The organism is Streptomyces sp. NPDC048671 (genome assembly GCF_055587045.1).
In genome coordinates this window covers 336,932-363,060 of record NZ_JBVJHB010000006.1, presented here as the reverse complement: position 1 = coordinate 363,060, position 26,129 = coordinate 336,932, and the positions used below count along the sequence as shown (strand labels likewise).

Annotated in this window: 22 protein-coding genes; 16 read left to right on the top strand and 6 right to left on the bottom strand. The window is 72.4% G+C overall.

Annotation, left to right across the window (positions count from 1 at the left end; translation table 11 throughout):
• The first annotated feature begins 119 nt into the window (after positions 1 to 119).
• The 5 genes from ACZ6S6_RS14860 to ACZ6S6_RS14840 all read left to right on the top strand — a co-directional run bounded on the left by ACZ6S6_RS14860 (position 120) and on the right by ACZ6S6_RS14840 (position 5,394).
• Entirely contained in the window at positions 120 to 1,190 is a 1,071-nt protein-coding gene (locus tag ACZ6S6_RS14860; RefSeq protein WP_469705879.1) for a helix-turn-helix domain-containing protein, read from the top strand.
• Complete coding sequence (locus ACZ6S6_RS14855; protein WP_362963885.1) at positions 1,187 to 1,843, top strand: YdcF family protein; 657 nt, start codon at positions 1,187 to 1,189, stop codon at positions 1,841 to 1,843. The genes ACZ6S6_RS14860 and ACZ6S6_RS14855 overlap by 4 nt, the downstream gene beginning before the upstream one ends.
• Entirely contained in the window at positions 1,779 to 2,558 is a 780-nt protein-coding gene (locus tag ACZ6S6_RS14850) for a WbqC family protein (RefSeq protein WP_469705878.1), read from the top strand. The genes ACZ6S6_RS14855 and ACZ6S6_RS14850 overlap by 65 nt, the downstream gene beginning before the upstream one ends.
• Before the next feature lie 310 nt (positions 2,559 to 2,868).
• Positions 2,869 to 4,038: an MFS transporter gene (locus ACZ6S6_RS14845; protein WP_469705877.1), complete on the top strand. Its 1,170-nt coding sequence runs from the start codon at positions 2,869 to 2,871 to the stop codon at positions 4,036 to 4,038.
• Between the two features lie 57 nt (positions 4,039 to 4,095).
• Positions 4,096 to 5,394, top strand: coding sequence for an eCIS core domain-containing protein (locus ACZ6S6_RS14840; RefSeq protein WP_362963879.1), 1,299 nt, complete (start codon positions 4,096 to 4,098; stop codon positions 5,392 to 5,394).
• Between the two features lie 66 nt (positions 5,395 to 5,460).
• Here the strand turns inward: ACZ6S6_RS14840 and ACZ6S6_RS14835 are convergent, their stop codons facing one another.
• Complete coding sequence (locus ACZ6S6_RS14835; RefSeq protein WP_469705876.1) at positions 5,461 to 6,996, bottom strand: CehA/McbA family metallohydrolase; 1,536 nt, start codon at positions 6,994 to 6,996, stop codon at positions 5,461 to 5,463.
• Positions 6,997 to 7,131: 135 nt separating this feature from the next.
• On the opposite strand from ACZ6S6_RS14835, the gene ACZ6S6_RS14830 reads away from it, so the two are divergent.
• From ACZ6S6_RS14830 to ACZ6S6_RS14820, 3 genes are all read left to right on the top strand, one after another.
• Positions 7,132 to 7,815: a DinB family protein gene (locus ACZ6S6_RS14830; RefSeq protein ID WP_469705875.1), complete on the top strand. Its 684-nt coding sequence runs from the start codon at positions 7,132 to 7,134 to the stop codon at positions 7,813 to 7,815.
• A gap of 89 nt (positions 7,816 to 7,904) precedes the next feature.
• A complete protein-coding gene (locus ACZ6S6_RS14825) occupies positions 7,905 to 8,750 on the top strand; it encodes an LLM class F420-dependent oxidoreductase (RefSeq protein WP_469705874.1) in 846 nt (281 codons plus the stop codon).
• A gap of 79 nt (positions 8,751 to 8,829) precedes the next feature.
• Entirely contained in the window at positions 8,830 to 9,843 is a 1,014-nt protein-coding gene (locus ACZ6S6_RS14820; protein ID WP_469705873.1) for a phosphotransferase, read from the top strand.
• Positions 9,844 to 9,858: 15 nt separating this feature from the next.
• On the opposite strand, the gene ACZ6S6_RS14815 is transcribed toward ACZ6S6_RS14820, so the two are convergent.
• Positions 9,859 to 10,497, bottom strand: coding sequence for a class I SAM-dependent DNA methyltransferase (locus ACZ6S6_RS14815; RefSeq protein WP_469705872.1), 639 nt, complete (start codon positions 10,495 to 10,497; stop codon positions 9,859 to 9,861).
• A gap of 440 nt (positions 10,498 to 10,937) precedes the next feature.
• Between ACZ6S6_RS14815 and ACZ6S6_RS14810 the strand changes: the two genes are divergently transcribed.
• The 3 genes from ACZ6S6_RS14810 (at position 10,938) to ACZ6S6_RS14800 (ending at position 13,638) form a co-directional block, all read left to right on the top strand.
• Positions 10,938 to 11,993: a C40 family peptidase gene (locus tag ACZ6S6_RS14810; protein WP_362963866.1), complete on the top strand. Its 1,056-nt coding sequence runs from the start codon at positions 10,938 to 10,940 to the stop codon at positions 11,991 to 11,993.
• Positions 11,994 to 12,141: 148 nt separating this feature from the next.
• On the top strand, positions 12,142 to 12,798 hold the full coding sequence (locus tag ACZ6S6_RS14805) for a maleylpyruvate isomerase N-terminal domain-containing protein (RefSeq protein WP_469705871.1): 657 nt from the start codon (positions 12,142 to 12,144) through the stop codon (positions 12,796 to 12,798).
• Positions 12,799 to 13,008: 210 nt separating this feature from the next.
• Positions 13,009 to 13,638 (top strand): RraA family protein, encoded by a 630-nt coding sequence (locus ACZ6S6_RS14800; RefSeq protein WP_362963862.1) that lies wholly within the window; start codon positions 13,009 to 13,011, stop codon positions 13,636 to 13,638.
• Positions 13,639 to 13,709: 71 nt separating this feature from the next.
• Here the strand turns inward: ACZ6S6_RS14800 and ACZ6S6_RS14795 are convergent, their stop codons facing one another.
• Positions 13,710 to 14,537 carry a M55 family metallopeptidase gene (locus ACZ6S6_RS14795; protein ID WP_469705870.1) on the bottom strand — a complete coding sequence of 276 codons (828 nt, stop codon included), beginning with the start codon at positions 14,535 to 14,537 and terminating at the stop codon, positions 13,710 to 13,712.
• A gap of 108 nt (positions 14,538 to 14,645) precedes the next feature.
• Complete coding sequence (locus ACZ6S6_RS14790; RefSeq protein WP_469705943.1) at positions 14,646 to 15,323, bottom strand: HAD family hydrolase; 678 nt, start codon at positions 15,321 to 15,323, stop codon at positions 14,646 to 14,648.
• 182 nt (positions 15,324 to 15,505) lie between these two features.
• Here ACZ6S6_RS14790 and ACZ6S6_RS14785 point away from each other — a divergent pair, with 182 nt between their 5' ends.
• The 4 genes from ACZ6S6_RS14785 to ACZ6S6_RS14770 all read left to right on the top strand — a co-directional run bounded on the left by ACZ6S6_RS14785 (position 15,506) and on the right by ACZ6S6_RS14770 (position 21,727).
• Positions 15,506 to 18,085 (top strand): bifunctional FO biosynthesis protein CofGH, encoded by a 2,580-nt coding sequence (locus ACZ6S6_RS14785; RefSeq protein ID WP_469705869.1) that lies wholly within the window; start codon positions 15,506 to 15,508, stop codon positions 18,083 to 18,085.
• 158 nt (positions 18,086 to 18,243) lie between these two features.
• Positions 18,244 to 20,637 (top strand): tetratricopeptide repeat protein, encoded by a 2,394-nt coding sequence (locus ACZ6S6_RS14780; RefSeq protein WP_469705868.1) that lies wholly within the window; start codon positions 18,244 to 18,246, stop codon positions 20,635 to 20,637.
• 128 nt (positions 20,638 to 20,765) lie between these two features.
• Positions 20,766 to 21,140 carry a PadR family transcriptional regulator gene (locus tag ACZ6S6_RS14775; protein ID WP_362963854.1) on the top strand — a complete coding sequence of 125 codons (375 nt, stop codon included), beginning with the start codon at positions 20,766 to 20,768 and terminating at the stop codon, positions 21,138 to 21,140.
• Complete coding sequence (locus tag ACZ6S6_RS14770; protein WP_469705867.1) at positions 21,137 to 21,727, top strand: HAAS signaling domain-containing protein; 591 nt, start codon at positions 21,137 to 21,139, stop codon at positions 21,725 to 21,727. Before ACZ6S6_RS14775 ends, ACZ6S6_RS14770 begins: the two co-directional genes overlap by 4 nt.
• 98 nt (positions 21,728 to 21,825) lie before the next feature.
• Here ACZ6S6_RS14770 and ACZ6S6_RS14765 read toward each other — a convergent pair whose 3' ends face one another.
• On the bottom strand, positions 21,826 to 22,734 hold the full coding sequence (locus ACZ6S6_RS14765; RefSeq protein WP_469705866.1) for an aminoglycoside phosphotransferase family protein: 909 nt from the start codon (positions 22,732 to 22,734) through the stop codon (positions 21,826 to 21,828).
• Between the two features lie 230 nt (positions 22,735 to 22,964).
• Here ACZ6S6_RS14765 and ACZ6S6_RS14760 point away from each other — a divergent pair, with 230 nt between their 5' ends.
• A complete protein-coding gene (locus ACZ6S6_RS14760) occupies positions 22,965 to 24,080 on the top strand; it encodes an ADP-ribosylglycohydrolase family protein (RefSeq protein ID WP_362963848.1) in 1,116 nt (371 codons plus the stop codon).
• Positions 24,081 to 24,193: 113 nt separating this feature from the next.
• Here ACZ6S6_RS14760 and ACZ6S6_RS14755 read toward each other — a convergent pair whose 3' ends face one another.
• Complete coding sequence (locus ACZ6S6_RS14755) at positions 24,194 to 25,801, bottom strand: sodium:solute symporter family protein (RefSeq protein ID WP_469705865.1); 1,608 nt, start codon at positions 25,799 to 25,801, stop codon at positions 24,194 to 24,196.
• Positions 25,802 to 26,129: the final 328 nt, after the last annotated feature.

Below are 26,129 nucleotides of genomic sequence, written 5' to 3'. Positions count from 1 at the left end.
CCCTTGAGCCTGGTCTCTCCGGCCGTGCCTTGGAATCAACCGCTGTTCCACTTCTGTCCCACTTCCGCCCCTCCTCCCGCTACGGCCGTGCTTCCATGACCACGGGAGAGGAGCGAGATGTGGAGACCGTGCACCACTGGACCGGCCTGGAAGCCAGAGCTCTGCGGCTGGCCCTGCGCAAGAGTGTCCGGGGCTTCGCCGAGCACCTGGGGGTCGCGGTCAACACCGTCTCCAAATGGGAGAAGCTGCTGGGCGGTACGACGCCGCAGGCCGACAGTCAGGCCATGCTCGACACCGTGCTCGCCCGCGCGGACGCCGCCGCCACGGAGCGTTTCGTGCACCGGCTGGGTGAACAGGGGGCCGCGTCGCGCAACCTCGGTCCTGCGGCGCCGAACGTCGCGGAGTACGAGACGTGGGCGGAGGACCTGGAACGCGCGGCAGTCTGCCTGAGCCGCCAGGACTTCTGCTTCGCGGGCACGTTGATCGACCGTTGGCTGCGCCGTGTCCCACCGCGCGATCTGGACGACAGGGGGCTGTACCTCTACGCGCGGTCGCTCACGCTCAACGGTGACATGCGACGGCTGCAGGGCACGGTCCGCGACCTCCTCACCGCGTCCTCGCTCTACGGCGAGGCGCACAGCATGTTCGTCACGCTGGGCGTCCCGCGCCGGGCAGCTCAGCTCGAACTCTCGCTCGCCGTCGTCGCCGAGATGTCGGGCCGGCTCGCGCCCGCTGCCTCCCGGTACGAATCGCTCGCCGCTGACGAGCGGCTGAACCGACGCGACCGGGTGCGGGCCCGGCTCTGGATCGGCACCGCGCTGGCGAAACAGGGCCGCAATCACTCGGCCATCGAGCTCATGCACGTGGCCGCGCGGGACTTCTACGATTTAGTGGAGCCCGAGGACTGGGCAGTGTCCCAGCAGAAACTCGCCCTCGCCCATCGCGGTGCGGGAGACCTCACAGGCGCGCTGCGCCACATCGCGGCCGCCCGATCCGCGGGACTTCCGAGTTCTCCTCTGGAGCACGTACAACTCGACACCGCGCAGGCACACATCCTGCTGTCCGATCCCGCGACGGCGGACGAGGGCCGGGCAGGCCTTGCCCGAGCCGCTGTCACCGCAGGCAGGCACGGGCTCAAACACCAACTGCGCAGCATCACCAGCATCAGCGACAGCGAGGACCACGCATGAACCCGATCACCGACGTCGACCGGGATGACGCCCGGAGACTGTGGGACTTCAACCTCATGCACCATCCTGTCCGCCCCGTCTCGGCCGCCGTGGCCCTGGGCGGCTGCGACCTCGGCGTCGTCAGTGCCGTGGCGGGGCTCTACCGTGCGCGCCTCTTTCCCACAGTGGTCTTCACCGGAGGCATCACACCCGCTACCCGTGGACGCTTCCCGCACGGCGAGGCCGTTCACTTCCGGGCGGAAGCGCTCGCCCTGGGGATGCCGGATCAGGCGATCCTGCTGGAGACCCGGGCAACCAATACCGGGCAGAACATCAACTTCGCCCGCGAAGTACTGGAGGACACGGGCCAGGAGCTGCTCTCCGTCCTGCTGGTGTCCATGCCCTACATGCAGCGGCGGGCGTACGCCACCTGCCGTCAACAGTGGCCCGAGGTGGAACCCGTCTGTGCCTCGGAGACGTTGACCTTCGACGAGTACGCCAAGGCACAGGACGACGAAGCCGAGTTCATCGCCATGATGATGGGCGACACCCACCGCGTCATGGAGTACCCGCGTCGAGGCTTCGCCATCGAGCAGGAGGTTCCGGAGCATGTCCGCGACTCCTTTGAGCGGCTACGTGAACGAGGCTACGACGCCTGGCTGCTCCACGACTGACCGCCCACCCGAGCCAGGGAAGGGCGGCCTCTGCGCCATCCACCAGCCCAACCTCTTCCCTCGGCTCTCGACCCTTGCCAAGCTTTACGCGGCGGACTGCTGGGTCGTCCTGGACGACGTGCAGTTCGCTCGCCGCGACTACCAGCACCGAGCCCGTCTCGGCTCGCTCCCGGACCCGCGGCAACGACAGTGGCTCACGCTTCCGACGCACCTGCCGCACGGTCGGCCGACACTCATCCACGAGGCTCGGCTCGTCGACCCCGCGAAGTCACGGCGGAAGGTGGCCCTGCTCCTTGAGCAGTACTACGGGTCGAGCCCGTACTGGCCCTGCTTCCGCGAAGCGCTGCAACCACTTCTCGAACTCATGCAGGAGACAGATCACGCAGACGTGATTGCCGAGACGTCCACGCGGTTGCTCCTCGATCTGCTCGACTGGCGCGGCCGCGTGGTCCGCAGCAGCACGCTCCCCTCGCGCTCCGGGCGTTCGGAGAGACTCGCCGACCTCGCGGACGCGACCGGGGCGGCCACGTATCTGTGCGGGACCGGCGGAATGCGCTACCTGCGACCCGAGGTGTTCCGGCAACGCGCCATCAAGGTGGCGTCCTTCCGTACCCCGACCGGTGGCGGGCCGTGGAGCGGCGCCCGTGAGATCAGTTCTCTGTGGGCCTTGATGACCTACGGCCCCGGCAAGGTCTCCTCGTACCTGCGCGTCTGAGCGTCGGCACGGCAGCGGTCCTTGTCCAGGTCGTCGAGGGGCTTCCGGAGGCAGCTCCCGGGGTCCCTGCCCGATTCGTTCCCACGACCTGCCGCGCGTGAGGCGCCAGGAAAGTATCTCGGCATCAAGTATCTTGACATCGAGAATAACCCCCGGCAGGCTTTCCCGGGTCCATCGGTCTGTTCATGTCGAGGTATCCGGGGGTGGGTGGTGCGACGCACCAGGAGGAGCGAGGGCGAGCGGGCAGCCACGCGCGGGCCGGGGCTCCTGGCCCAGTTGCGTAATCCGCCGGGCGGCCGGAACGCCCGGAGTGGCGGGCATCGTCGGTTCGCCGCTGGCCGGACGGCTGGCCGGCCGCTTCCCGCTGCGGCCGCTGCTGATCGGCTGCCATCTGCTCCGGCTGGTGACCCTGACCCTGGTGCTCATGTGCTCGGGCTTCGAGGCGCTGCTGCCCGTCGTCGCCGTCACCTACCTGGGGGACCGGGCGGCGAAGACGCTGGAGATGCTGTTCGCCACCCGCGCGGCGGGCGAACGGCGCGTGGCCTACCAGGCGTTGTCCCGCAGCGCGGCCAACGCGGGCTACGGGGTCGGCGCCGGGATCGCGGCCATCGGGCTGGCCGTGGGCACCACGGACGCCTACCGCGCCCTGATCCTCGGCAACGCGCTGTCCTTCGCCGTCGCCGCGGTGCTGGTGTGGCGCACGGGCGAGCTGCGGGAGACGACGACGGTCGAGGTGGCGCGGGCGACGGGGGTCGCGGTCGCCGGGGCCGCGTCGCCGGAGGCCGTCACGGTGCGCGACTCCGCCCGGCCGAGGAGCCCTTGGCGGGACCGGGGCTATCTCCGGTTCGTCCTGCTCGACATCCCGATGAACCTCGACGACTCCGTGCTGGGCGTCGGCCTGCCGCTGTGGCTGGTGAACCGCACGTCCGCGCCGCACGCCCTCGTACCGGCCTTCCTGGTCATCAACACCGTGCTGGTCGTGGTGCTGCAACTGGCCGTGTCGAAGCGGGCCGAGGGCCCGCGCCGGACGGTCCGGACGCTGCTGCTGTACGGCGGCCTGATGTTCGTGTGCTGCGCGCTCCTGGCCGGGGCCACCCGGTGCGGGACCTGGACGGCCGCGGCGGTCCTGCTCGCCGCGGCGGTGCTGGTCACCCTGGCGGAGCTGATGCGGTCGGTGAGCTCGTGGGAGCTGGCCGTCCTGCTGGCGCCCCCGGACGCGAGGGCCGCCTACCTCGGGGTCGCGGGCATGTCGCAGTCCATCCAGAAGTCCGCCGGGCCCCCGCTGCTGACCGGCGTGGTGATGGCCGCGGGGCCGGCGGGGTGGCTGGTGCTCGGCACGGCGGTCGCGGGGCTGGCGGTGGTGCAACGACGCGGCTGCGCGCAGCGGTTCCGTACCCTCGCCGCATCCGCCCCGGCCCTGGACGCGGGCGCGGCGCCGCCCCGGGCGGTGGCCGAGAAGTGCAGCAACGGTGCCCCCTGACCGCCCCGGAAGCCCATTGGCCGGCCGGGCGCGACGCGCTATCAATGGGAGGGACCGATGGCTGGAGGCACCGTGCCGGAGCACGAGCAGGAACGCCGCACCACCCGCGCCCACCGTCCACGACCGCAGGACCACGCGTCGGACCGCCCTCCCGGCCCGGTCGCGGCACCGGGATCCGCGGCGGAGATGGCGGTGTTGCAGCGGACCGTGGGCAACGCGGCCGTCGCACGTATGGTCGCGGACCGCCCCGTACAGAGATCGGCGGTGCACGACGTGCTGGGCACGGCGGGCCGCCCGCTCGAACAGCCGGTGCGCGAGGACATGGAGGCCAGGTTCGGCACGGACTTCTCCGACGTCCGGCTGCACAACGACGCCACCGCCCAGCGCTCCGCCGCCGAGATCGGTGCCCGCGCGTACACGTCCGGGAACCACATCGTCCTGGGCGGCGCGAAGACCGACGAGCACACGCTCGCCCACGAACTGACCCACGTGGTCCAGCAGCGTTCGGGCCCCGTGGCGGGCACGGACGACGGGACCGGGCTGAAGGTCTCGGACCCCTCCGACCGCTTCGAGCGGGCGGCGGAGGCCAACGCGCACCGCGTGATGGCCGGACCGCATCAGCACGACACCGACCACGCCGGGGTGCAGCGCAGCAGCGTGACCTCGGCACGGGACCACGCCGTGCAGCGGGCCCCGGCTGTCGGCGGGCCCGCACCGACTCTCGGCACGACCCGGTCCGGTGGGGACGAGGAAGGGCTCTGCGGCAACTTCTCCCGGAGGCGGGACTGGGTGATCGGCAACCCGCGGCAGGGGGTGATCATTCAGCAGGTGACCAGGCGCTTTGCCGTGGAGCGTCATACCGGCCAGGGCTGGTCCCCGATCCCTGGACCGGCGCTGGACGCCTACGTGCAGAACGGCGGGACGGTCAACGGGGGCGAACGCCAGTACTGGGAGCTGTGGCAGGTCAACGCGGACGGCACGGTCAGCGACGGTGGCGACGACACCTTCGGCATGACCTCGCTGATCGAGAGCGCGAGCCAGATCCACAACACCACCCGGGGTTCCTACACCATCAGCGGCGAGGCGTACTTCTTCGCCACGGACCAGACCCCGACGGCCATGGGGTTCCAGCCCGACGGGGCGGTCTCGGCGGGCGGTCTGTACAGCCGTACCACCGATCCGCGGTCGGATCTGGCCGCCCTCAACCTGACCCCGGCGGCCGGACCGCTCGGGTACACCGCTCACGTCACCTGGGACAGCACGGACCTGCGGACCCCTACAGCGGCTGCCAGGCCCAGGACCACCGTCTACACCCCGAGGGCGGCGTGGTCCAGGGTCGAGGAGAGCACGGCCTGATCCGCGAGCCCGCCAGGAGCTGTCCCTGCTGATCCGCGAGCCCGGCGCGATCCGGCCGGAAAGGCCCTACCCCGCCAGGAACACCGGATTGGTCAGCGCCGCCGGCGCTCCGGGCAGCCCCGGCAGCGCGGCAGGGTGCCGGACCTCGGCCCGCACGTACGTGGCGTACGCGGGCGTCGTACGCCACTCCACCGTCCCCGTACCCGACTTCGGGAGCGCCGAGGTGAACAGCGTCCCTTGGTCGGTGACGAAATGCGCGGTGCAGTCCGGGGCCCCGGTGACCTCCAGCCGTACGGTGACGGGGGCGTCGTCCCTCTCGGTCCGCAGCCGCTCACCGATCCCGGCATGGTGCCCCCGCCCGTCCGAGACACCGAAGGACAGGCTGACGGCGGACGACTCGGCGATGTAGGAGCGACCGGCGCGGATGCCCGCCACGATCGCCCCGCGCGACAGGTCGTCGGCCAGGACGACGGTCTGCGGGAGCCCGATCCGGTCCGGCTCCCGGTGCGCGTCGCTGTTGCCCATGGCCGGAATCCACGGCGTCGACGAACGGGTCGCTGCCACAAGGGAGTTGTCCCACTCGGCCAGGGCGAACTCGTCCTGCGGGGTGTACGCCCCGTTCCACACCTCCACCGCGTCCGCCTCGCCCAGGCCGAACTTCCAGTGGCAGCCGATGCAGGTGGCGTGCGGATGGGCGGGCACGACCAGGCCGCCGGCCCGGCGGACGGCCTTCGCGTAGCGCCCGAACCGGTTGTCCCGGGCCCGGTAGCGCCAGTCGACGAACGTCCCCGGGTCGGTGGCGAGCGCGATCACGTGCCCGTTGCGGGTGGTGACCTCCACACCCGTGAGGACCAGCAGATCGTCGCCCCACAGCCCTTCCCACGCACCGTGCGCGGACGTGGTGTTGTGCTCACTGCTGTTGATGAAGTCGAGCCCGGCGGCGCGGGCCGCGGCCGCGATCCCGGCCGGGGTCCGCTTGCCGTCCGAGTGGACGGAGTGCAGGTGGCAGTCCCCGCGGTACCAGGCGCGCCCGCGCCCCTTCGCGCGCTCCGGCGGATACACGGGCCGCCAAGTGGGCTCGGTGGGCCCGGTGCGCAGGGTGACCGTCACCTCGTACGGCAGCCCCTCCGGGGCGACGGTGTACGGGCCGAGGGCGATGTGCCAGGTCCCGGCCAGGACCGGCCCCGCGAGATAGCCGGGGGTCGCCGCGTCGGCCCGGATGAAGAAGCTGCCGCGCGCGCCGCCGGACCACCCCCGGAACCCCGGCCCGCCCAGCTCCGTGCCGCGCTCGTCGAAGATGCCGATGTCCAGGGCGTTGCCCTGCGTCCCGGCCGGGACGGGCGTCTTCTCGTACGTGTACGAGACCGCGATCTCGGCGACCCCGCGCGGGACGTCGACCGGCAGATACACGTAGTCGGGCGACCCGGCAGGCAGGACGCCCCGCACGGTGCGGGTCCGGAGGCCGCCCTCGTCGGCGGCGGCGAGGCTCACGGTTCCCCACGTTAGGGCGGTGGCGGCCGCCCCGACGAGAAGGCCACGCCTGGCGATCGGGCGGTGTGCGGGACGCGGTACGGGACGCGGTGCGAGAACCGGTTCGGGCATCGGTGCGGGCATGGGCGCTCGGGCCCGGCCGGTCGTCGAGCCCGGCCGCCGGCGTCGCCCGGTCGGTACTGTGGCCGCCGGCCTCGCCGGCACCCACGACCCGCTCCCGCGCGGGGCGGGGCGGAAGGAGAAATGATGGGCGATCAGACCGGGATTCCCGCACGCCTGGTGCCGCTCCTGGACCAGTTCGACTTCGGCTGCGCGCGCCTGCTCGGCCGTATCGACGGGCCGGTGGTGGACAGCGGCAACGGAGTGGAGGTCGAAGCCACCCCGATGACCGACGCGGAGTACCTCTGGGAGCCGGTGCCCGGCTGCTGGTCGGTCCGCCGCCGGGCGGACGGGCCGGGAGCCCGCGCCACCCTGCTGGTGGGGGCGGGCGACTGGGGCCGGGACTCGGCGGACTCGCCGCACCCCGTGCCGCCGCCCCTCACCACCATCGCCTGGAGGCTGGCGCACCTCAGCGAGATGCTGGCCGTCCGCGCCGACCACGCCAACGGCACCCACGCCCTCACCAAGGACGACTACCGGGCAGGCCCCGACGCCGCCGGGGCCATCGCGGGCTTCTCGGCCGCCGCCGCGGCCTGGCGCCAAGCACTGCTCGCCGCCGACGAAACCGCGCTCGACAGGGTCGGCCACTGCACCTACCCGCACGGCAGCGACCCGGAGGAGCCGTTCATCGACGTCATCTGGTGGGTGAACCAGGAACTTCTGCACCACGGAGCCGAGATCGCCCTGCTCCGCGACCTCTACCGGGACGGGCTGTTCGCGGCCGGGACTGCCGGGACTGCCGGGCCGGCCGCGAGGAACCACGACGGTTGACCTCCCCCCGGAGGCGCCGAACGCTCGGTTTTGCGCACCGGACGGCATACGTTTGGGCGGTCACCCGACAACGACGGAGGTGTCCTCGCATGCGGATCGCCACAACGATCTTCCTCACCGACGAGACGATCACACCGGTACGGCTCGCGCACCAGCTCGAGCAGCGGGGATTCTCCGGGCTCTACCTCCCGGAGCACACCCACATCCCGGTGAGCAGGCGGACCCCGTACCCGGCGGGCGGCGAACTGCCGCCCGAGTACGGCCGCACCCTGGACCCCTTCGTGGCGCTCGGGCAGGCCGCCGCGGTCACCGAGCGCCTGGCGCTCGGCACCGGCATCACCCTGATCGCCCAGCACGACCCGATCGACCTCGCCAAGCAGATCGCCACCCTCGACCACCTCTCCGGCGGCCGCTTCACCCTGGGGCTCGGCTTCGGCTGGAACGTCGAGGAGGCCGCCGACCACGGCGTGGACTGGCGCACCCGCCGCGACCTCGGCCGGGACCGCATGGCGCTGATGCGCGCCCTGTGGACCGATGAACCGACGGCGTACGAGGGAGAGTTCGGCTCGGTGCAGGCCAGCCACGCCTACCCGAAGCCGTTCCAGCAGCCCCGCGGCCCGGTCGTCGGACCGCGCACCCTGATCGGCGGTGCGGCCGGACCGAAACTGTTCGCGCACATCGCGGAGTACGCGGACGGCTGGCTCCCCATCGGCGGCCGGGGCCTGACGGAGTCGGTGCCGCAGCTCCGTACCGCCTGGGAATCGGCGGGCCGCGACCCGAAGGACCTCCAGGTGGTCCCGTACGCGGTCCTGCCGGACGCGGGCAAGCTGGCGCACTACGCGGACCTGGGCATCGAGGAGGTCGTGCTCCAACTGCCCCCGGCGGGCGAGGCGGAAGTGCTGCGGACGCTGGACGCGTACGCGGAATACCTCTGAAGCGGCTCGCCTCACGACAGGCCGTGGGGCCGGTGGAAACCGGGTGGAGTGCCGTCGGCCGCGGTGATGGAATGACGCGATGCGACATGATGCGTCAGCGGCGGCCGTGGAGCGTGGGCAGTACCCGGACGCGGTGACCCCCTGGGAGGACCCGGCCTGGCGGGAGGCCGCCCTCGGCTGGGCGGAGCACGGCCTCGCCGCCCACGGCCTGCGCACGACGAGACGGCTCGCGGTGCGGCTGCGGCCGTGGTCGGTGCTGGTACGGATGACGGCCGAGGACGAACCCGACGTGTGGTTCAAGGCGGGCCCCGCAGGCCCCGCCGGTGGCGCCTTCGAGGCGGGACTGGCCGAGGCGCTGGCCCGCTGGGTCCCCGGTCACGTACTGAAGCCGCTCGCCGTGGACGCCGCCCGCGGCTGGTCGCTCCTCCCGCACGGCGGCACGCTCTTCCGGGACGCGCTCCGCCAGGACTCCTCCGGCGAACGGGCGTGGGAGGAACCGCTGCGCCAGTACGCGGCCGTGCAACGCGCGCTCGGCCCCCGAGCCGGGGAGATGGTCCGACTCGGCGTCCCCGACGCCCGGACGGCGGTACTCCCCAGCACCTTCGACCGGCTCGTAGAGGAGAACGCCGCCCTGGACCCCGCCACCCGCACGGCACTGCGCGAACTGCGCCCCCGCTTCCAGGGCTGGTGCGACGAACTCGCGGCGACCGGCATCCCCGACTCGCTCGACCACTGCGACCTGCACGACGGACAGTTCTTCGCCCCCGGACCGGGCCGCTTCACCTTCTTCGACTGGGGAGACGCCGCGGTCTCCCACCCCTTCTGCAGCCTGCTCGTCCCGCTGCGCACGGCAGCCGCACGGTACGGGCCGCAGGCACTGCCGAGACTGCGTGACGCCTACCTGGACCCGTGGACGGACACCGGCCTCACCCCTGCTGAACTGCGCCGCGCGGTGAGCCTGGCCTGCCGCCTGGGCGCCGTGGGCAGGGCGTGCTCCTGGGGCCGGCTCTTCCCCGGGACGGGTGAGACGCCGGGGGCCGCGGAGGGCGCGCGGTGGCTGCGCGAGCTGCTCGCGGAGCCGGTGCTCCGCTGAGGGCTGTCCCGCGCCTCACTCCGCGCGCATCAGCAGATGGCCCCGGCGGAACCGCTCCCCGTCGAGGGGCTCGCGCAGCATCCGGCCGACCTCGACGAACCCGGCCTCGCGGGCCAGTCCGGCGAGTTCGTCGATCGGCCACCGGTAGGCCGTCGTCACCTTGTGGTCGAACGCCTCCACCGGCCCGCCCCCGGCCTCGAAGAAGGCGAACAGGAGGACGCCGCCCGGAGGCAGGAGGCGGCGGAACTCGGTGAAGTACGGGGGCAGTTCCTTCGGCGGGGTGTGGATGACCGAATACCAGGACACGATGCCGCCCAGCTCGCCGTCGGCCAGGTCCAGCGCGTCCATCGAGCCGACCTCGAACCGCAGGTCCGGGAACGCCTCGCGGGCGAGGCCGATCATCACCGGTGACAGGTCGATGCCGAAAACGTCCAGCCCCAGGCCGCGCAGGTGCGCCGTGAGGTGTCCGGGCCCGCATCCCAGCTCTGCGACCGGCCCGGCACCGGCCGTCCGCGCGAGCTCGGCGAAGGCGGCGAGCAGCGCGCGGTCCAGCGGGACGACGTCGAGGCTGTCACGGGCGAAGTCGGCGTAGACGACGGCCATGGCGTCGTAGGCATCCGCCGTCGCGCGGAGGTATGCGGGGGATTCGGTCATGGGGAATGACCCTAGGACGTTCTCCGCTGTCCCGCCCGTGGAAAGAAGTGGAAAGAAGTGGAAAGAGGAGGAGAGGGAGGGAGAGGGGAAGCCCGCGCCGGCGAGTGCGGTGCCGCGCGGCCGGCAGGGGAAGAATGCGGCTTTCGGGCGTCTGGTGAAGCTTGTCGTGACTTGCCGGAAGTTACGGAACGGGCCGTCAGGTCATCGCTACACGTCGTGTGATGTGACCAAAATAAGTACCCCGTGTGCAGAGATTATTCCTGCCCCGATTGAACTGATTACGAGATGGTCACTATGGTTGGGCCTCGAACCTTCGCACGGTTGATCACCCATCCGGGGTGGCAGCGAAGGAACCGCCGATTCCGTGACATGCACGGAGCCGGGGATTCCCGTCCCCCCATAGCCCGGTAGGCGGCTCGAGGAAGAAGGAGCTCGCCTTCGTGGCGTCCCACCGTCGTCCCAAGAACCCGAGCCGCGCCCGTGTGACCGTGCTCACCGCGACCGCCGCCGCGGCCGTGGCCCTGACCTCCCAGGCCGCTCACGCCGACCCCAAGCCGACCAAGAGCGAGGTCAAGGCGGAGGTCGACAAGCTCTACCACGAGGCAGAGGTGGCCAGCGAGCAGTACAGCGGGGCCAAGGAGAAGCAGGAGAAGCTCGAAAAGCAGGTCGGCGCGCTGCAGGACAAGGTGGCGCGTGGCCAGCAGGAGCTCAACACCCTGCGCTCCGGCCTCGGTTCGCTCGCCGCAGCCCAGTACCGCTCCGGCGGCATCGACCCCTCCGTGCAGCTCTTCCTCGCCTCGGACCCGGACAGCTTCCTCGACCAGGCCTCCGCGCTGGACCAGCTCACGGCCAGGCAGGCCGATGCGCTGACGAAGATCCAGGGCAAGCAGCGGACCCTCGCGCAGCAGCGCAAGGAGGCCCAGAACAAGCTGAACGACCTCGCGGACGTCCGCAAGACGCTCGGTGAGAAGAAGAAGAAGCAGCAGGGCAAGCTCGCCGAGGCGCAGAAGGTGCTCAACACCCTGACCGCCGCCGAGCGCCAGAAGATACGCGACGACGACGCACGCGCCAGCACGGACGCCAGCAACAAGGCGCGAGCCAGCCGCGGCACCGGTGACCGCGTCGAACTCGGCAACGAGGTCCCCGCGTCCGCACTCGGCGCCGCAGCCCTCCAGGCCGCCAACTCGCGCGTGGGCATGCCGTATCAGGCGACCGCCACCGGCCCCAACTCCTTCGACTGCTCGGGCCTGACCCAGTGGGCGTACGCCCAGGCCGGTGCTCAGATCACCCGCACCACGTACACCCAGATCAACCAGGGCACCCGCATCTCGCAGAGCCAGCTGAAGCCGGGCGACCTGGTCTTCTTCAACGGCAACACGCACGTGGGGCTCTACGCGGGCAACAACACCGTGCTGCACGCCCCGTATCCGGGCGCCTTCGTCCGTTACGAGTCGATGAGCACCATCGGATCCATCGTGGGCGCGGTGCGCATCTGATCACGCGTTGACGGGCGAACTTCCGCGCCCCGCAATGACTTACCTGCCCGCCGGCGACCACAGGTCACCGGCGGGCAGTCGCGTCCGGGCGGCGAGCCCGTGCGGCCGGCTTCACGCCGGCGGGACCGGGCGCTGCTAGCTTGCCGACGTGGACCCTTTCTCACGCTCTTGGACAGCACTGCTCGCGGCGGTGGCCGGACTCCCCGACGAGGACTTCGCGAGGCCGTCCGGCTGCGCCGGGTGGCTTGTGCGGGACCTGGTGTGCCATCTGGTCATCGACGCCCAGGACGTCCTGATCACCCTCGCCACCCCCGCCGCGACGGAACCGACCCGGAACGCGGCGACGTACTGGGACGTCACCGCGACGCCGCCGACCGGCGAGGACCCGCTCGACGCGCTGACCGTCCGGCTGGCCGCCGCGTACGAGGAGCCGGGGTTGCTCAGGTTCCACCTCGACGACGTCGGCTCCGCGGCGGGCCGTGCGGCCGGACTCGCCGGTCCGGGCCTGCGGGTCGGTACCCGCGACGAGGTGCTCACGGTGGCCGACTACCTCTCCGCGTACGTCCTGGAAAGCACGCTCCACCACCTCGACCTGATCGCCCACCTCCCGGAAGCGGCGCAGCCGCCCGCGGAGGGCCTGGCCCGGTCGCGCGAGCTTCTGGACGCGATCGCCGGTACGTCGTTTCCGTCGTCGCTATCCGACAGGGACGCCCTGCTCATCGGCACCGGACGACGCGCCCCGACGAAGTCGGAGAAGGCGGAACTGGGCGAACTCACCGCCAGGCTGCCCCTGTTCCTCGGCTGACCGGCCGGCTCCGCCCTTTCGCTACCGCCCTCTCACCACCGTCCTCTCACCACCGTCCTCTCGCTACCGCCGTCGCGTGACGCGGGCCGGTCGAGGGGAGCAGCGCCTTTCCGGGCGGGGCCGTGCTGCCCGGTTGACCGGAAAGCCCCCTGGACCGTGGAATACCGGTGCCCGTCCCGGTTCCGGGGCGGCACCGAGCGGAGGATGCGTATGTACGACGTCAGCGGCTTCGGCTTCAGCGATATCTCACCGACCACGCTCGCGGACATTCTCGGGCGCGGCCAGGTCATGGACATCGGCATCCGCCCGCTGTGGCCGTCGAAGCAGCGGGTCGCCGGGCCGGCGTTCACCGTGCGGTGCCCTCCGGGGGACAACCTCATGCTGCACGCGGCCATTCATCGCGCCGAGCCCGGATCGGTCATCGTCGTCGAGGCCGGGGACGTGGACTACGCGCTGGCCGGCGGGAACGTGTGCGCCGTCGCGCAGCGCCGGGGGATCGCGGCGTTCGTGACGGACGGGGTGATCAGGGACCTCGCAGAGGTGCGGGAGCTGGGCTTCCCCGTGTTCGCCCGGGGCGTCATCCCCGTGCCGGGGACCAAGAAGGCCGTGACGCCGCTCAACGGGCCCGTGCGGTGCGGCGGGGTGACCGTACATGCCGGGGACATCGTGGTCGCGGACGAGGAGGGCGTCGTCGTCACGCCGGGGGCCCGGCAGGAGAACGTACTGCTCGACGCCCGTGCGAAGGCGGCCAGGGAAGCGGCCGAGACCCTCGACGCGTGGGAGGCGGCGCACCGCGCCCGTATCGACGAGATTCTCGCCGCCAACGGCTACGAGGGCTGACGGGCCAGGGGGAGGGGGCCCGGCCTCCGGTGGGTGGACCGTCGCGCTACCCCCGTACGGCCCGAGAGGCGTCACATGGGCTTGATGGTGGAGAGCTGGGCCAGCAGCAGGGTCAGCCGGTAGGCCTCCGCGAAGTCGCCGGCCGTGAAGGCGACCGTGCGGCCGCCCCCGGCGCGTGAGACGCCCGGCACGAGCAGGGCCAGATCGACCGAGGACCCGCTGTAGAGGTCGACCTCCACCGCGATCGGCCCGTCGAGCGTCAGCGGGGAGACCTGGGCGCGCCGCGTCACCGCCTCGGCGGCCGCCCGGCGCAGCCGCTCCCGGGCCTCCTCGGGGTGCAGGGCGATGGAGGCACCCTGGCCGAGTGCCTGTTTGACCGCGACGGTGGCCGCCGAGGGAATCAGGTCGAGCAGTTCGGCGCAGGCGGCGTCGTCGCCACTCAGCAGGACCACCGGCACGCCGAGGTGCCCGGCCATGGCGGCGTTGAGGCCGGTCTCGCCCATGGACCGCCCGGCCACCCGCACGTCCAGGATCTCGCCGTTCATGGTGTGCGCCAGCACGGCGGGGCCGCCGCCGGACCGTGCGTGGTAGCCGATCAGCAGCACGGCGTCGGTGTCCTCGTCGAGTCCGCCGAGCATGCCCAGCGGGCGCGGCTTGCCGCGTACCAGGTGTGCCCGGCGGTCGAGTTCCTCCGGCAGCAGATTGCGGAACGGGCCGTGCGCGTCGGCGACCAGCACCGTCGCGGTGGGCTCGGCGTCCAGGACCCCGGCGATCACGGCGTTCGCCTCGGCCGTCATCAACGCCCTGCTGCGCGCGTAGTCGTAACCGTCGGGGCGCGTCTCGGTGGAATGCACGATCCCCGAGATGCCCTCCATGTCGACTGAGATCAGAACCTTCATGGGACAGGGAGTCTAAGGGCTGTCCCGGAGTCCGGTCCGTGAGGAGCCACGGGCTGCCGGCCGTGCGAACGGCCTCATTCCGGTCGCGGGCTGTCAGTGCTCTTTCGGCTACAGAGCCCGCAGGGCCCTCGGGCGGGGCGGGTCCGGCACCTTGTCCAGGAGGGCCGGGAGGTCCGTCAGCGCGTTGAGGCGGAAGTCCGCGGTGTCCACGACATCGGGGTGGTCCGCCCACCAGTACCCGCACGCACCCCGCCGGATGTGCGCGGCGAGCAGCCCGCACGACTTGGCCGGGAACAGATCGTTCGCCGGGTGGTCGCCCACGTACAGCGTCGACCCCGGTTCCGCCCCGGACACCTCCAGCACCCGGGCGAAGAACTCGGGATCCGGCTTGGACACGCCCCACTCGTCCGAGGACACGACGAGATCCGCGGGCAGGTCCAGCGCCCGCAGGAGTTCGCCCGCCCGCACCGTCCCGTTGCCCGCGACCACCACCCGTACGCCCAGCGCGCGCAGCTCCGCCAGCGCCGGCCGTACGTCCGGGTAGAGGTCCGACTCGGCCAGGTGCTCGCCGCGCCCGGCCGCCGTCCGGGCGAGCGAGGCCTCGTTGATGTCCATGTCGGGGCGCAGGATGCTCAGCGCGTCGGCGCTGTCCCGCCCCTGGGCGACCGCGGCCCCGACCAGCGCACTCAGCGTGTGCGGCGGGACGCCGAGCCAGTTGGCCCAGGAGGCCCAGTAGCGGTCGTCGCGGATGAGTGTCTCGCCGATGTCGAAGACGATCGTTTCCATCACCGTGCCGACCCTACGGGGCGCGGACCGCTGCGCGGCCGAGGCGCCAGGGGCGGGCGCGACCTGCGGCAGATCCGGCGCCGGGCGCGTGCGGCCTGTGGCGGACGGGATGCCGGGGGCGGGTGCGACGTGCGGGAGATCCGGCCGGTCACCGGCCGGCTACTCGCTCGTATGCTCGGTTCATGACCGATCCTCAGCGCGGACGCCCCACCACCAATTCCATGCGACGTGCCCTCAGGCGTGCCCGTGACGGTGTCGCCCTCGATGTGACCGAGGCCGCCGTCCTGCTCCAGGCGCGCGGCGACGATCTGACGGATCTCGCCGCCTCCGCGGCCCGGGTGCGGGACGCGGGCCTGGAGGACGCGGGCCGGCCGGGTGTCATCACGTACTCCCGCAAGGTCTTCATCCCACTCACCCGGCTCTGCCGCGACAAGTGCCACTACTGCACCTTCGTCACCGTGCCCGGCAAGCTCCGGCGCGAGGGCCACGGCATGTTCCTGTCGCCCGACGAGGTCCTCGACATCGCCCGCGAGGGTGCCGCGGCGGGCTGCAAGGAAGCGCTGTTCACGCTGGGCGACCGGCCCGAGGACCGCTGGCCGGAGGCGCGGGAGTGGCTGGAGGCCGAGGGGTACGACGACACCCTCGCGTACGTCCGCGCCATGGCGATCCGCGTACTGGAGGAGACCGGCCTCCTCCCGCACCTCAACCCCGGCGTGCTGACCTGGACCGACCTCCAGCGTCTCAAGCCGGTAGCGCCCTCCATGGGCATGATGCTGGAGACGACCGCGACCCGCCTGTGGTCCGAGCCGGGCGGCCCGCACCACGGCTCACCGGACAAGGAACCGGCCGTACGGCTGCGCGTCCTGGAGGACGCCGGGCGCTCCAACGTCCCGTTCACCACCGGCATCCTCATCGGCATCGGCGAGTCCTGCGAGGAGCGCGCCGACTCCCTCTTCGAGCTGCGCAAGACCGCCCGTGCCTACCACGGCATCCAGGAAGTCATCGTCCAGAACTTCCGCGCCAAGCCCGACACCGCGATGCGCGGGATGCCGGACGCGGAGCTGGAGGAGCTGGCCGCGGCCGTCGCCGTCGCCCGTCACATCCTCGGCCCGTCCGCCCGCATCCAGGCCCCGCCGAACCTCGTCGACGCCGAGTACGCGCTGCTCATCGGCGCGGGGATCGACGACTGGGGCGGGGTCTCGCCGCTCACGCCCGACCATGTGAACCCCGAGCGCCCCTGGCCGCACATCGACGAGCTGGCGGCCAGGACCGCCGAGAGCGGCTTCGCGCTGCGCGAACGGCTCACCGTCTACCCGGAGTTCATCCAGCGCGGCGAACCCTGGCTCGACCCCCGCCTGCTCCCGCACGTCCGTGCGCTCGCCGACCCGGAGACCGGGCTCGCCAAGGAGGGGGCGATGCCCGTCGGGCTGCCCTGGCAGGAGCCCGACGAGGGCTTCAACGCCTCCGGCCGCACCGATCTGCACCACACCATCGACACCGAGGGCCGCACCACCGACCGCCGCGACGACTTCGACGAGGTGTACGGGGACTGGGAGGCGCTCCGCGAGGCCGCGGCCCCCGGCATGGTCCCGTCCCGCATCGACGGCGACGTGAAGTCCGCCCTGAGCCAGGCCGCCGACGACCCGACGAAGCTCACCGACGACCAGGCCCTCGTCCTGCTGCACGCGGACGGTCCGGCGCTCGACGAGCTGTGCCGGATCGCGGACGCCCTGCGCCGGGACGTGGTCGGTGACGACGTCACGTACATCGTCACGCGCAACATCAACTTCACCAACGTCTGCTACACCGGCTGCCGTTTCTGCGCCTTCGCCCAGCGGCGCACGGACGCCGACGCGTACACCCTCTCCCTGGACCAGGTCGCGGACCGGGCGGCGCAGGCGTGGGACGTCGGCGCGGTCGAGGTCTGCATGCAGGGCGGCATCCACCCGGACCTGCCGGGAACGGCGTACTTCGACATCGCGCGGGCCGTGAAGGAACGCGTGCCGGGCATGCACGTCCACGCGTTCTCACCGATGGAGGTCGTCAACGGCGCGACCCGCACCGGCATGTCCATCCGCGACTGGCTGGTCGCGGCGAAGAAGGCCGGGCTCGACTCGATCCCCGGCACCGCCGCCGAGATCCTGGACGACGAGGTCCGCTGGGTCCTCACCAAGGGCAAGCTGCCCACGGCGACCTGGCTGGAGGTCATCAGGACCGCCCACGAGGTGGGCCTGCGCTCCTCGTCCACGATGATGTACGGCCATGTCGACCAGCCCCGCCACTGGCTGGGCCACCTGCGGACGCTGGCCGCCCTCCAGCAGGAGACCGGCGGCCTCACCGAGTTCGTGACCCTGCCCTTCATCCACACCAACGCGCCCGTCTACCTGGCCGGCATCGCCCGCCCCGGCCCGACCGACCGCGACAACCGGGCCGTCACCGCGATGGCCCGACTCCTCCTCCACCCGCACATCACCAACATCCAGACCAGCTGGGTGAAGCTGGGCACGGAGGGCGCGGCCGAGATGCTCCGCTCGGGCGCGAACGACCTGGGCGGCACGCTGATGGAGGAGACCATCTCCCGGATGGCGGGGTCGAGTTACGGCTCGTACCGGTCCGTCCAGGACCTGGTGGCCATCGCGGAGCTCGCGGGCCGTCCGGCGAAGCCGCGTACGACGCTGTACGGAGAGGTGCCCGAGGAGCGGGTCACGGCGGCCGCCGCCTCGGACGGCCACCTGCCCGAGCTGCTGCCGGTGCTGCCTTAGGCCGAATCGGCGGGATGGCGGGATGACGGTAGGGCGGGATGGCGGGGGACCGTCGGTCGGACCGCTCGGAACTGGCTCGGTCCGCCGCCTCGCCACCGCCCCCAGGGCTCCGCGCCCGTCGCCTTCCGGGCGGTGAATGGCGCTGCCAGACTGGGGAGATGTCCGCAACGACCGACCCGCGCCGGCTGTCGCTCCAGCAGATCGCCGAGGCCCACCTCAGCGCCGCCTTCGTTGGGCGTACGGCCGAACTCGACCTGTTCCGGGGCAACTTCGACGTACCGCCGGAGGATCCCCGGCACCGTTTCGTGTTCCACGTGCACGGCCATGCCGGGGTCGGCAAGACCTCGCTCGTACGGCAGTGGGGGCGCGGGGCCGACGCGCGCGGGGCGTTGACCGCGTGGGTCGACGAGACGGCCGAGTCCGTACCCGAGGTACTGGCTTCGGTGGCCGCGCAGTTCGCCGGCCGGCGGCAGCCGCTGAAGGCGCTGGACCGGCTCCTCGGCGTCCACCAGCGGGCCCTGCACGCCACCGCCGGGGAGTCCGGGGACGGGGAGCCCTCGCCCGGCGCACTGGCCGCCGCACAGGCCGGGCTGCTCGCGGCGGGCACCGTCCCGGTGGTCGGCGCGCTGGCGGGGGGCATCGATCCGGCCGCGGTGGCGCGGGGCGCGGGCGGGCTGCGGGCGGTGCTCGGGGGCCGGGCGCGGCAGCGGGAGGAGGCCAGGCTGCTCGCGGAACCGGTGCGGACCCTCACGCCCGTGTTCGTCACCGAACTGGCCCGGATCGCGGACACCGTGCCCTGGATCGTGCTCTTCTGCGACACGTACGAGCGCGCAGCCCCGCTGCTGGACGGCTGGCTGACGGACCTGCTCACACCACGGCGATACGGCGAACTCCCCGCCAACCTCGTCCTGGTCCTCGCGGGCCGGAGCCGCCTCGACCCCGTGCACTGGGCGGCCCACTCCCGGCTGACCGCGGACGTCGCGCTGGCCCCGTTCACGGAGCCGGAGTCCCGCCGGCTGCTCCACGGGCAGGGCGTGGTGGACGAGCACGTCGTACGCGAGGTGCTGCGGCTCTCCGGCGGGCTGCCCGTCCTCGTCTCCACGCTCGCGGCCAATCCGGGCGCGGCCGGGGACGCGAGCGCGACGGCCGTGGAGCGGTTCCTCTCCGGGGAGACCGATCCGGAACGCCGCGCCGCTGCCCTCGCCTGCGCGCTGCCCCGGCGCCTGGACAGGGACCTGGTGGCGGTGGCCGTACCGGACGGCGGACCCGGGCTCCACGACTGGCTGATCGAGCTGCCGTTCGTCGCGGGGCGGCACTCCGGGCGGGCCGGGTACCACGAGGTGGTCCGCGCCCCGATGCTGCGGCTCCAGCGCCTGGCGTCCCCGCGGACGTGGTGCGCGGCCCACGACCGCCTCGCCGACGCCTTCGCCGCCCGCCGGGACGCGGCGGCCGAGGGCGGCGACCCGGACCGGCTGTGGACCGAGGACGCCTGGCGCGACGTGGCCCTGGACGCGCTGTACCACCGGCTGTGCGCGCACCCCCGCGCCGCGCTCCCCGAGGCCCTGCGCGCCGGGACCGACGCCTGCCGGCAGGACCCGGTCGCCGCCCGGCACTGGGCGCGCACCCTCGCGGAGGCCGGTGAGGACACCGACAGTGCCGTGCTGCGCGACTGGGGCCGGGACCTGCTGACCGCTCTCACCGACCACGCGCCCCGCGCCACCGCCGCGTTCGGGCTGCTGCTGACCCGCGCCGGGCTCGACGACACCGGCAGGGCGGCCGTCCTGGTGGCGCGGGGCTGGGACCACTTCCGGGCGGTCGAGTCGGACGCGGCGCTCGCCGACCACGGACGGGCCCTCGCGCTCGACCCCCGGAGCGCGCGGGCACATCAGGGGCGGGCGGTCGTGCTGCGGGCCATGGGCGCGTACGAAGAGGCCCTGGCCGACCTGGACCGGGCCGACGGGATCGCCCCCGACCAGGCCTGGGCGGTGCGCGAACGCGGGGAGACCTACCGCCGGATGGGCCGCGCGCGGGAGGCGCTGGCCGCCCTGGACCGGGCACACGTCCTGGACCCGGCCGACCCGGTGACCCTCGCCAGCCGGGGGCTCGTACGTGAACGGCTCGGGAACCCCGAGGGCGCCCTCGACGACTTCGACCGGGCCATCGCCCTGTGGCCCGAGTACCACTGGGCTCTGGTGCGGCGCGCGCATCTGCGCTCCGTGCGCGGGGACCCGGCCGGGGCCCTGGCCGACCTGGACCGCGCGGCGGAACTGGCGCCCCGGGCCGCGGGGATCGCGGGGGAGCGGGGCGATGTGTACCGGACCGCCGGCCGGTTCGAGGAGGCCGTCGCGGAGTACGGACGGGCGCTGGCCCTCGACCCGGACTACGCCTGGGCGCACGGCAGCCGGGCTATGGCGTACGAGGCGCTGGGCCGCCGGGACGAGGCGCTGGACGACCTGGACCGGGCGCTGGCCCTCGACCCGCAGTACGCGTGGGCCCGGCAGCAGCGGGAACGGCTCGCGGGGGATGGGGGAGGCCATCCGGACGCGCCCTGAGGAGGGGTCCTGAAAGCCGGTGCCGGGCTGCGGGCCCGTCGAGCCACCCGGTTTCCCATCCGCTTCCCACCCGGCTTCCTTCCCACCCACCTTCCCATCCACTTGCCCAGCAAGGTATCTTGCATCGCATGGAACCAGGTGATTCGGCCAAGCAGGCTCGGGCAGCCGCCCAACTGCGCAAGGGGGTCCTGGAGTACTGCGTACTCGCCCTGATGCGGGACCGCCCCCGCTACGGCGTGGAACTCCTCCGCGCCCTGGAGGACTCCGGCGCCCTCGCCACCAGCCAGGGCACGGTCTACCCGCTGCTCTCGCGGCTCCGCCGCGACGACCTGGTCACCACCACCTGGCAGGAATCCGTCTCCGGGCCACCCCGTCGCTACTACGCGCTCACCGACAGCGGCCGGGCCGCGCTCGACGAGTTCACCCGTGTCTGGCCCGGCTTCCGCAATGCCGTCGATGCCTTCCTGACCACCCCGCACCCCCCCACCGGAGACCTCGCATGAAGACCTCTGCCGACCCCGTACGCGACTATCTCTCGGCCGTCGAGCGCGAGGGCTCCGCGCTTCCGGCCGACCGTCGCCAGGAACTCATCGCCGACCTCACCGAGCACATCGAGGTGACGCGGACCGAGCGCCCCGGCACCGCGATCGGCGAGATACTCGCGGAGCTGGGCGACCCCCGCACGATCGCGGCGACGGCGCTGGCCGAGGCGGGCGCCGGGTCCGCCGGGGCCCCGGTCCGGAGCGGTGCCGGCGCACCCGTCCGGCGCGGCAAGGTGCACCCCCTGGTCCCGCTCCTGATGCTCACCCTCTCGCTGCCCTTCATGATGGTCTTCCCCGACCTCCCCGGGCCGCTGTTCGGCGTTCTGTTCCGCATCACCGGCGCGGTGCTCCTGTGCACCTCGGTGCACTGGGTCGCCGTCCAGAAGACCACCGGCGTCCTGCTGACCGCCGTCCTGCCGAGCGCCGTCATCGCCACCTGGAACCTGACGGACGGCCCGTCCGGCACCCCGGCCCTCGTGGCCAACCTGGTGACGCTCGCCCTGCTGGCCGGCACGTCGGCATGGCTCTGGCGGGTCCGCCGCGCCTGAGAAGCCGTCTCCGGTGCCGTGGCCGTGGGGGTACGGGGGGATGCGGGGCCGCCGCCCCCCGTACCCCCCCACGGCCACGGCACCGGCAAGAGGCTCCCTCAGCCGAACCGCTCGTGGTCGGCCAGTACCGCGTCGATCACCCGCAGTTCGCCGGCGGCCCGCCCGGGGTCCGTACCGACGTATCCCGTCAGGTTCAGCAGCGCCTTCCACAGCGCCCACCCGCGAGCCCGCGCCCAGGTGCCGGCGTCCTGGCCGGCCCTGTGCCGGAACGCCTCCCGGCTGTCGCCGGAGAACATCCCCCACGCGATCACCAGATCACAGGCGGGGTCGCCGATCCCCGACGTACCGAAGTCGATGACAGCCGTCAGTTCGCCGTCGGCGACGAGCAGGTTGCCGGGGGCGATGTCGCCGTGGAACCACACCGGTTCCCCGCGCCACGGCGCGGCGAGCGCCGCCTCCCAGACGGTGCGGGCCCGGTCCGTGTCCACGTGGCCCTTCAGCGCGGTCAGACAGCGCCGGGTCTCCTCGTCGTAGTGGGCGGGCGAGGCGCCCCGGTACCAGCTGTGCTCCCCGGCGAGCGGCCCGCCGGACGCGTCGCAGCGCTGGAGGGCGAGGAGGAAGTCCGCCACGGAGAGCGCGAACCGGGGAAGGTCGTCGACGCGGTCGAGGCCTGCCGTCTCGCCGCGCAGCCAGCGGCGGACCGACCACGGATAGGGATAGCCCTCGCCCGGAGCGCCCAGAGCCAGCACCGGGGGCACGGCGACCGGCAGTGACGGGGCGAGGCGCGGCAGCCAGTGGTGCTCCTTCGTCACCGCGGGGACGTAACCGGCGGCCGTGGGCAGGCGCACCGTCATCGCGTCGCCGAGGCGGTACGTCCGGTTGTCCCAGCCGTCGACCTCCACCGGTGTCACCGGCAGCCCCCTCCAGTGCGGGAACTGGGCGTCGATCAGGCGCTGCACGAGCGCGGCGTCGATTCCGGCGCGGCCGTCGGGGTGGGGGGATGCCATCCGGCGATCATCGCGCCGGTGGCCGGGCCGCGCAACGAGATATCGGCGGTGCGGTGGTGCGCGGATACGGGGGGAATCCCCGGAGAATGCCGCGCAAAACTGAACCGAACCCCCACTTCGTACATACGGTTCCGCCCCCTTGGGCGCGTGGTCGTTCGATTACAGTGCTGCGCAGTTACCGCACAGTCACCGCGCGGTCGCACATGGGCGGACCGAGGGGGAGGGGCACGGTGAGCACAGGGACCACAGCTGTCTGGGGCCGTGCCGAACAGCAGGACTTCCGCAGCCGGGTACGCGGCGCGCTGCTGGGCGGCGCCATCGGTGACGCGCTCGGCGCGGGCGTCAGCGGGCTCTCGCTGGAGGAGATCCGCGAGGCCCACGGCGCCGACGCCGTCACCGACTTCGTCCCCGCGCACGGCGGACGCGGCTGTGTCACCGCCGTCACCCAGCTCAACCTGTTCACGGTGGACGGGCTGATCCGCGCCCAGGTCCGCCGCGACACCGGCGCCTGGCACCCGCCCACCGACGTGCACCGGGCGCATCTGCGGTGGGCCGCCACCCAGCACGACTGGGGGCCCGACGAACGCCGCAAGGACAACGGCTGGCTCGCCGGGCAGGAATGGCTCTACACCCGCCGCGCCCCCACCCGGGAATGCCTGAACGGCTTCGGCGACACCACCATGGGCACCCTCGACCGGCCCAAGAACCCCGACGCACACGACTCGGCAGCGCTCACCCGCTCCGCGCCCTTCGGGCTGCTGGTCGGCTGGGAGCCCCAACTCGTCCTCCAGCTGGCCGTCGAGTGCGCAGCCCAGACCCACGGCCACCCCACCGCCCTGCTCTCCTCGGGCGCCCTCGCCGTGATGGTGCACGGGCTGGCGCGCGGCGAGACGCTGGACGGCTCCGTGCAGCACGCCCTCGCCCTGCTCGCCGGGCGTCCGGGCCACGAACCCGTCACCGAGGCGCTCCAGCAGGCCCTCGGCACCGTCCGGCAGGGGATACCCGGCCCCGCCCTCATCGAGTCCCTGGGTGCCACGGACTCCGCGGAGGAGGTGCTCGCGGTGGCCGTGTACTGCGCGCTGGTGGGCGAGGACGTCCGGCACGGCTTGCGGCTGGCCGTGAACCACGGCGGGCCGTCCTCGGCGACCGGAGCCCTGTGCGGGGCGCTGCTCGGCGCGCTGCACGGCGAGACCGCGCTGCCGCCGGCCTGGCTCGCCGAACTGGAGGGCCGGGCGACACTGCTCGAACTCGCCGACGACTTCGCCATGGAGATGACCCAGGGCCCCGCCCTGCACAGCCCGGCGGCCGTCGCGGCGGGCTGGCTGGCGCGCTACCCGCGCGGCTGAACGCCGGGGAGCCCGCCGGGGAGCCCGCCGGGGTCCGGCCGCGTACGCCCGTCAAGCGGTGGGGGCGGGTTACGGGACGCCGCCGCATCCCGTAACCCGCCCCCACCGCACCGTCAGTCGGTCACGCCCTTCGCGCCCTGCACGCCCTCGGCCTCCCTCGTGCCCTCGGTGGCCTCCACGTTCCCGGGGCCGCCCTGCGCCGGTACGGTCGCGCCGATGCCGGGACCGTCACCGTCCGAGTTGATCTGCTCGATGATCGCGTCGCGCTCCGGGGTGTCCTCCGGCTTGATGAAGCCGATGACGATGTAGAGCACCAGCGAGATCGCCAGCGGCAGTGCCACCTGGTACTGCAACGCCACGTCCGTCTTCACCGAACCGTCGAAGTTGTAGTTGGTGAAGTAGAACGCCAGCAGACCCGCCGCCCAGCTGGTGAGCGCCGCGGTCGGTCCCGACTTACGGAAGCGCCGCAGCAGGCCCAGCATGAACGGGATCGCGATCGGACCCATCAGACCGGCGACCCACTTGATGACGACGGAAATGATGTCCTTGAACGTCGGCGAGTTGATCTGCGTCGCGAGCGCCATCGACAGCCCCAGGAAGCCGAGCGTGGAGAGCCGCGCGGCCAGCAGCCCGGCCCGGCTGCTCCAGTTGCGGGCCGCCTTGGAGAAGACCGGGGCGATGTCGCGGGTGAAGACCGCCGAGATGGCGTTGGCGTCCGAGGAGCACATGGCCATCGTGTGCGAGAAGAAGCCGACGACGACCAGGCCCAGCAGACCGTGCGGCAGCAGCTGTTCGGTCATCAGCGCGTAGCTGTCGGAGGCGTCCGGCTTCTGCGCGTGGACCAGCAGCGGTGCGCACCACATCGGGAAGAACAGGACCGTCGGCCAGACCAGCCACAGGACGGCGGAGAGCCGGGCCGAGCGGGTCGCGGAGGCGGCGGAGTCCGTGGCCATGTAGCGCTGGGCCTGGTTCCACATGCCGCCGTTGTACTCGAAGGTCTTGATGAACAGGTACGCCAGCAGGAAGGTCACGGTGTACGGACCGGCCGTCGGGTCCGTGTGGCCCTCGGGCAGCTTGTCCCAGACCGTCCACAGGGTGCTGAAGCCGTCCAGCTTGCTCATCGCGGTGACCAGCATCGCCACCCCGGCGAACAGCTGGATGATGAACTGCCCCAGCTCGGTGAGCGCGTCGGCCCACAGACCGCCGACCGTGCAGTAGACGGCCGTGATGATGCCGGTGATGAAGATGCCCTGGGTCAGGCTGATGCCGGTGAAGACGGAGAGCAGGGTGGCGATGGCGGCCCACTTGGCGCCGACGTCCACGATCTTCAGCAGCAGACCGGACCAGGCGAGCGCCTGCTGGGTCTGGATGTTGTAGCGGTTCTTCAGGTATTCGAGCGGCGAGGCGACGTGCAGCCGCGAGCGCAGCCTGTTGAGCCGGGGGGCGAAGAGCTTGGCGCCGAGCCCGACACCGATGGCGATCGGCAGCGACCACGTCACGAAGGACGTGACTCCGTACTGGTAGGCGATACCGGCGTAGCCGGTGAACATCACGGCGCTGTAGCCGGACATGTGGTGCGAGATGCCGGACAGCCACCACGGCATCTTGCCGCCGGCCGTGAAGAAGTCGCTGACGTTGTCGACACGCTTGTGGGACCAGAGCCCGATCGCGATCATCACGCCGAAGTAGCCGATGAGCACGACCCAGTCGAGACTGTTCATGTGTCCCCTCCGGGGGTCCGCCTTGTGAACGGGTACGCACTTCGCCAGTACGGCCGCTCAGCGGGGCCCCCGTGCGGGAGCGGGGACATCGGGGATTGAACCGCCTGTGCGGTCCCCCGGTCAAGGTCCCCTCCGGTCAGAAATGTGAACGTGGATCAGCAAGCCGAACGATTTTAGGCGTTCTTGACCCACGAAGGCGTTGTCGTGAACGTGACGACGGCCACACCATGAGCAGGCACTTCGTCAGGCTGTGCAGAGAACGACGGAACCACAGAACGTCGGAACGACAGAACGACGGATCGAGAAGACCGAGGACACGTCCAGGAGC

Coding starts and splice junctions, on each gene's coding strand:
- ACZ6S6_RS14855 (WP_362963885.1), top strand. CDS start 1,187: ATGAACCCGATCACCGACGTCGACCGGGATGACGCCCGGAGACTGTGG.
- ACZ6S6_RS14850 (WP_469705878.1), top strand. CDS start 1,779: ATGTCCGCGACTCCTTTGAGCGGCTACGTGAACGAGGCTACGACGCCT.
- ACZ6S6_RS14840 (WP_362963879.1), top strand. CDS start 4,096: ATGGCTGGAGGCACCGTGCCGGAGCACGAGCAGGAACGCCGCACCACC.
- ACZ6S6_RS14835 (WP_469705876.1), bottom strand. CDS start 6,996: ATGCCCGAACCGGTTCTCGCACCGCGTCCCGTACCGCGTCCCGCACAC.
- ACZ6S6_RS14830 (WP_469705875.1), top strand. CDS start 7,132: ATGGGCGATCAGACCGGGATTCCCGCACGCCTGGTGCCGCTCCTGGAC.
- ACZ6S6_RS14825 (WP_469705874.1), top strand. CDS start 7,905: ATGCGGATCGCCACAACGATCTTCCTCACCGACGAGACGATCACACCG.
- ACZ6S6_RS14820 (WP_469705873.1), top strand. CDS start 8,830: ATGCGACATGATGCGTCAGCGGCGGCCGTGGAGCGTGGGCAGTACCCG.
- ACZ6S6_RS14815 (WP_469705872.1), bottom strand. CDS start 10,497: ATGACCGAATCCCCCGCATACCTCCGCGCGACGGCGGATGCCTACGAC.
- ACZ6S6_RS14800 (WP_362963862.1), top strand. CDS start 13,009: ATGTACGACGTCAGCGGCTTCGGCTTCAGCGATATCTCACCGACCACG.
- ACZ6S6_RS14795 (WP_469705870.1), bottom strand. CDS start 14,537: ATGAAGGTTCTGATCTCAGTCGACATGGAGGGCATCTCGGGGATCGTG.
- ACZ6S6_RS14790 (WP_469705943.1), bottom strand. CDS start 15,323: ATGGAAACGATCGTCTTCGACATCGGCGAGACACTCATCCGCGACGAC.
- ACZ6S6_RS14785 (WP_469705869.1), top strand. CDS start 15,506: ATGACCGATCCTCAGCGCGGACGCCCCACCACCAATTCCATGCGACGT.
- ACZ6S6_RS14780 (WP_469705868.1), top strand. CDS start 18,244: ATGTCCGCAACGACCGACCCGCGCCGGCTGTCGCTCCAGCAGATCGCC.
- ACZ6S6_RS14775 (WP_362963854.1), top strand. CDS start 20,766: ATGGAACCAGGTGATTCGGCCAAGCAGGCTCGGGCAGCCGCCCAACTG.
- ACZ6S6_RS14770 (WP_469705867.1), top strand. CDS start 21,137: ATGAAGACCTCTGCCGACCCCGTACGCGACTATCTCTCGGCCGTCGAG.
- ACZ6S6_RS14765 (WP_469705866.1), bottom strand. CDS start 22,734: ATGGCATCCCCCCACCCCGACGGCCGCGCCGGAATCGACGCCGCGCTC.
- ACZ6S6_RS14755 (WP_469705865.1), bottom strand. CDS start 25,801: ATGAACAGTCTCGACTGGGTCGTGCTCATCGGCTACTTCGGCGTGATG.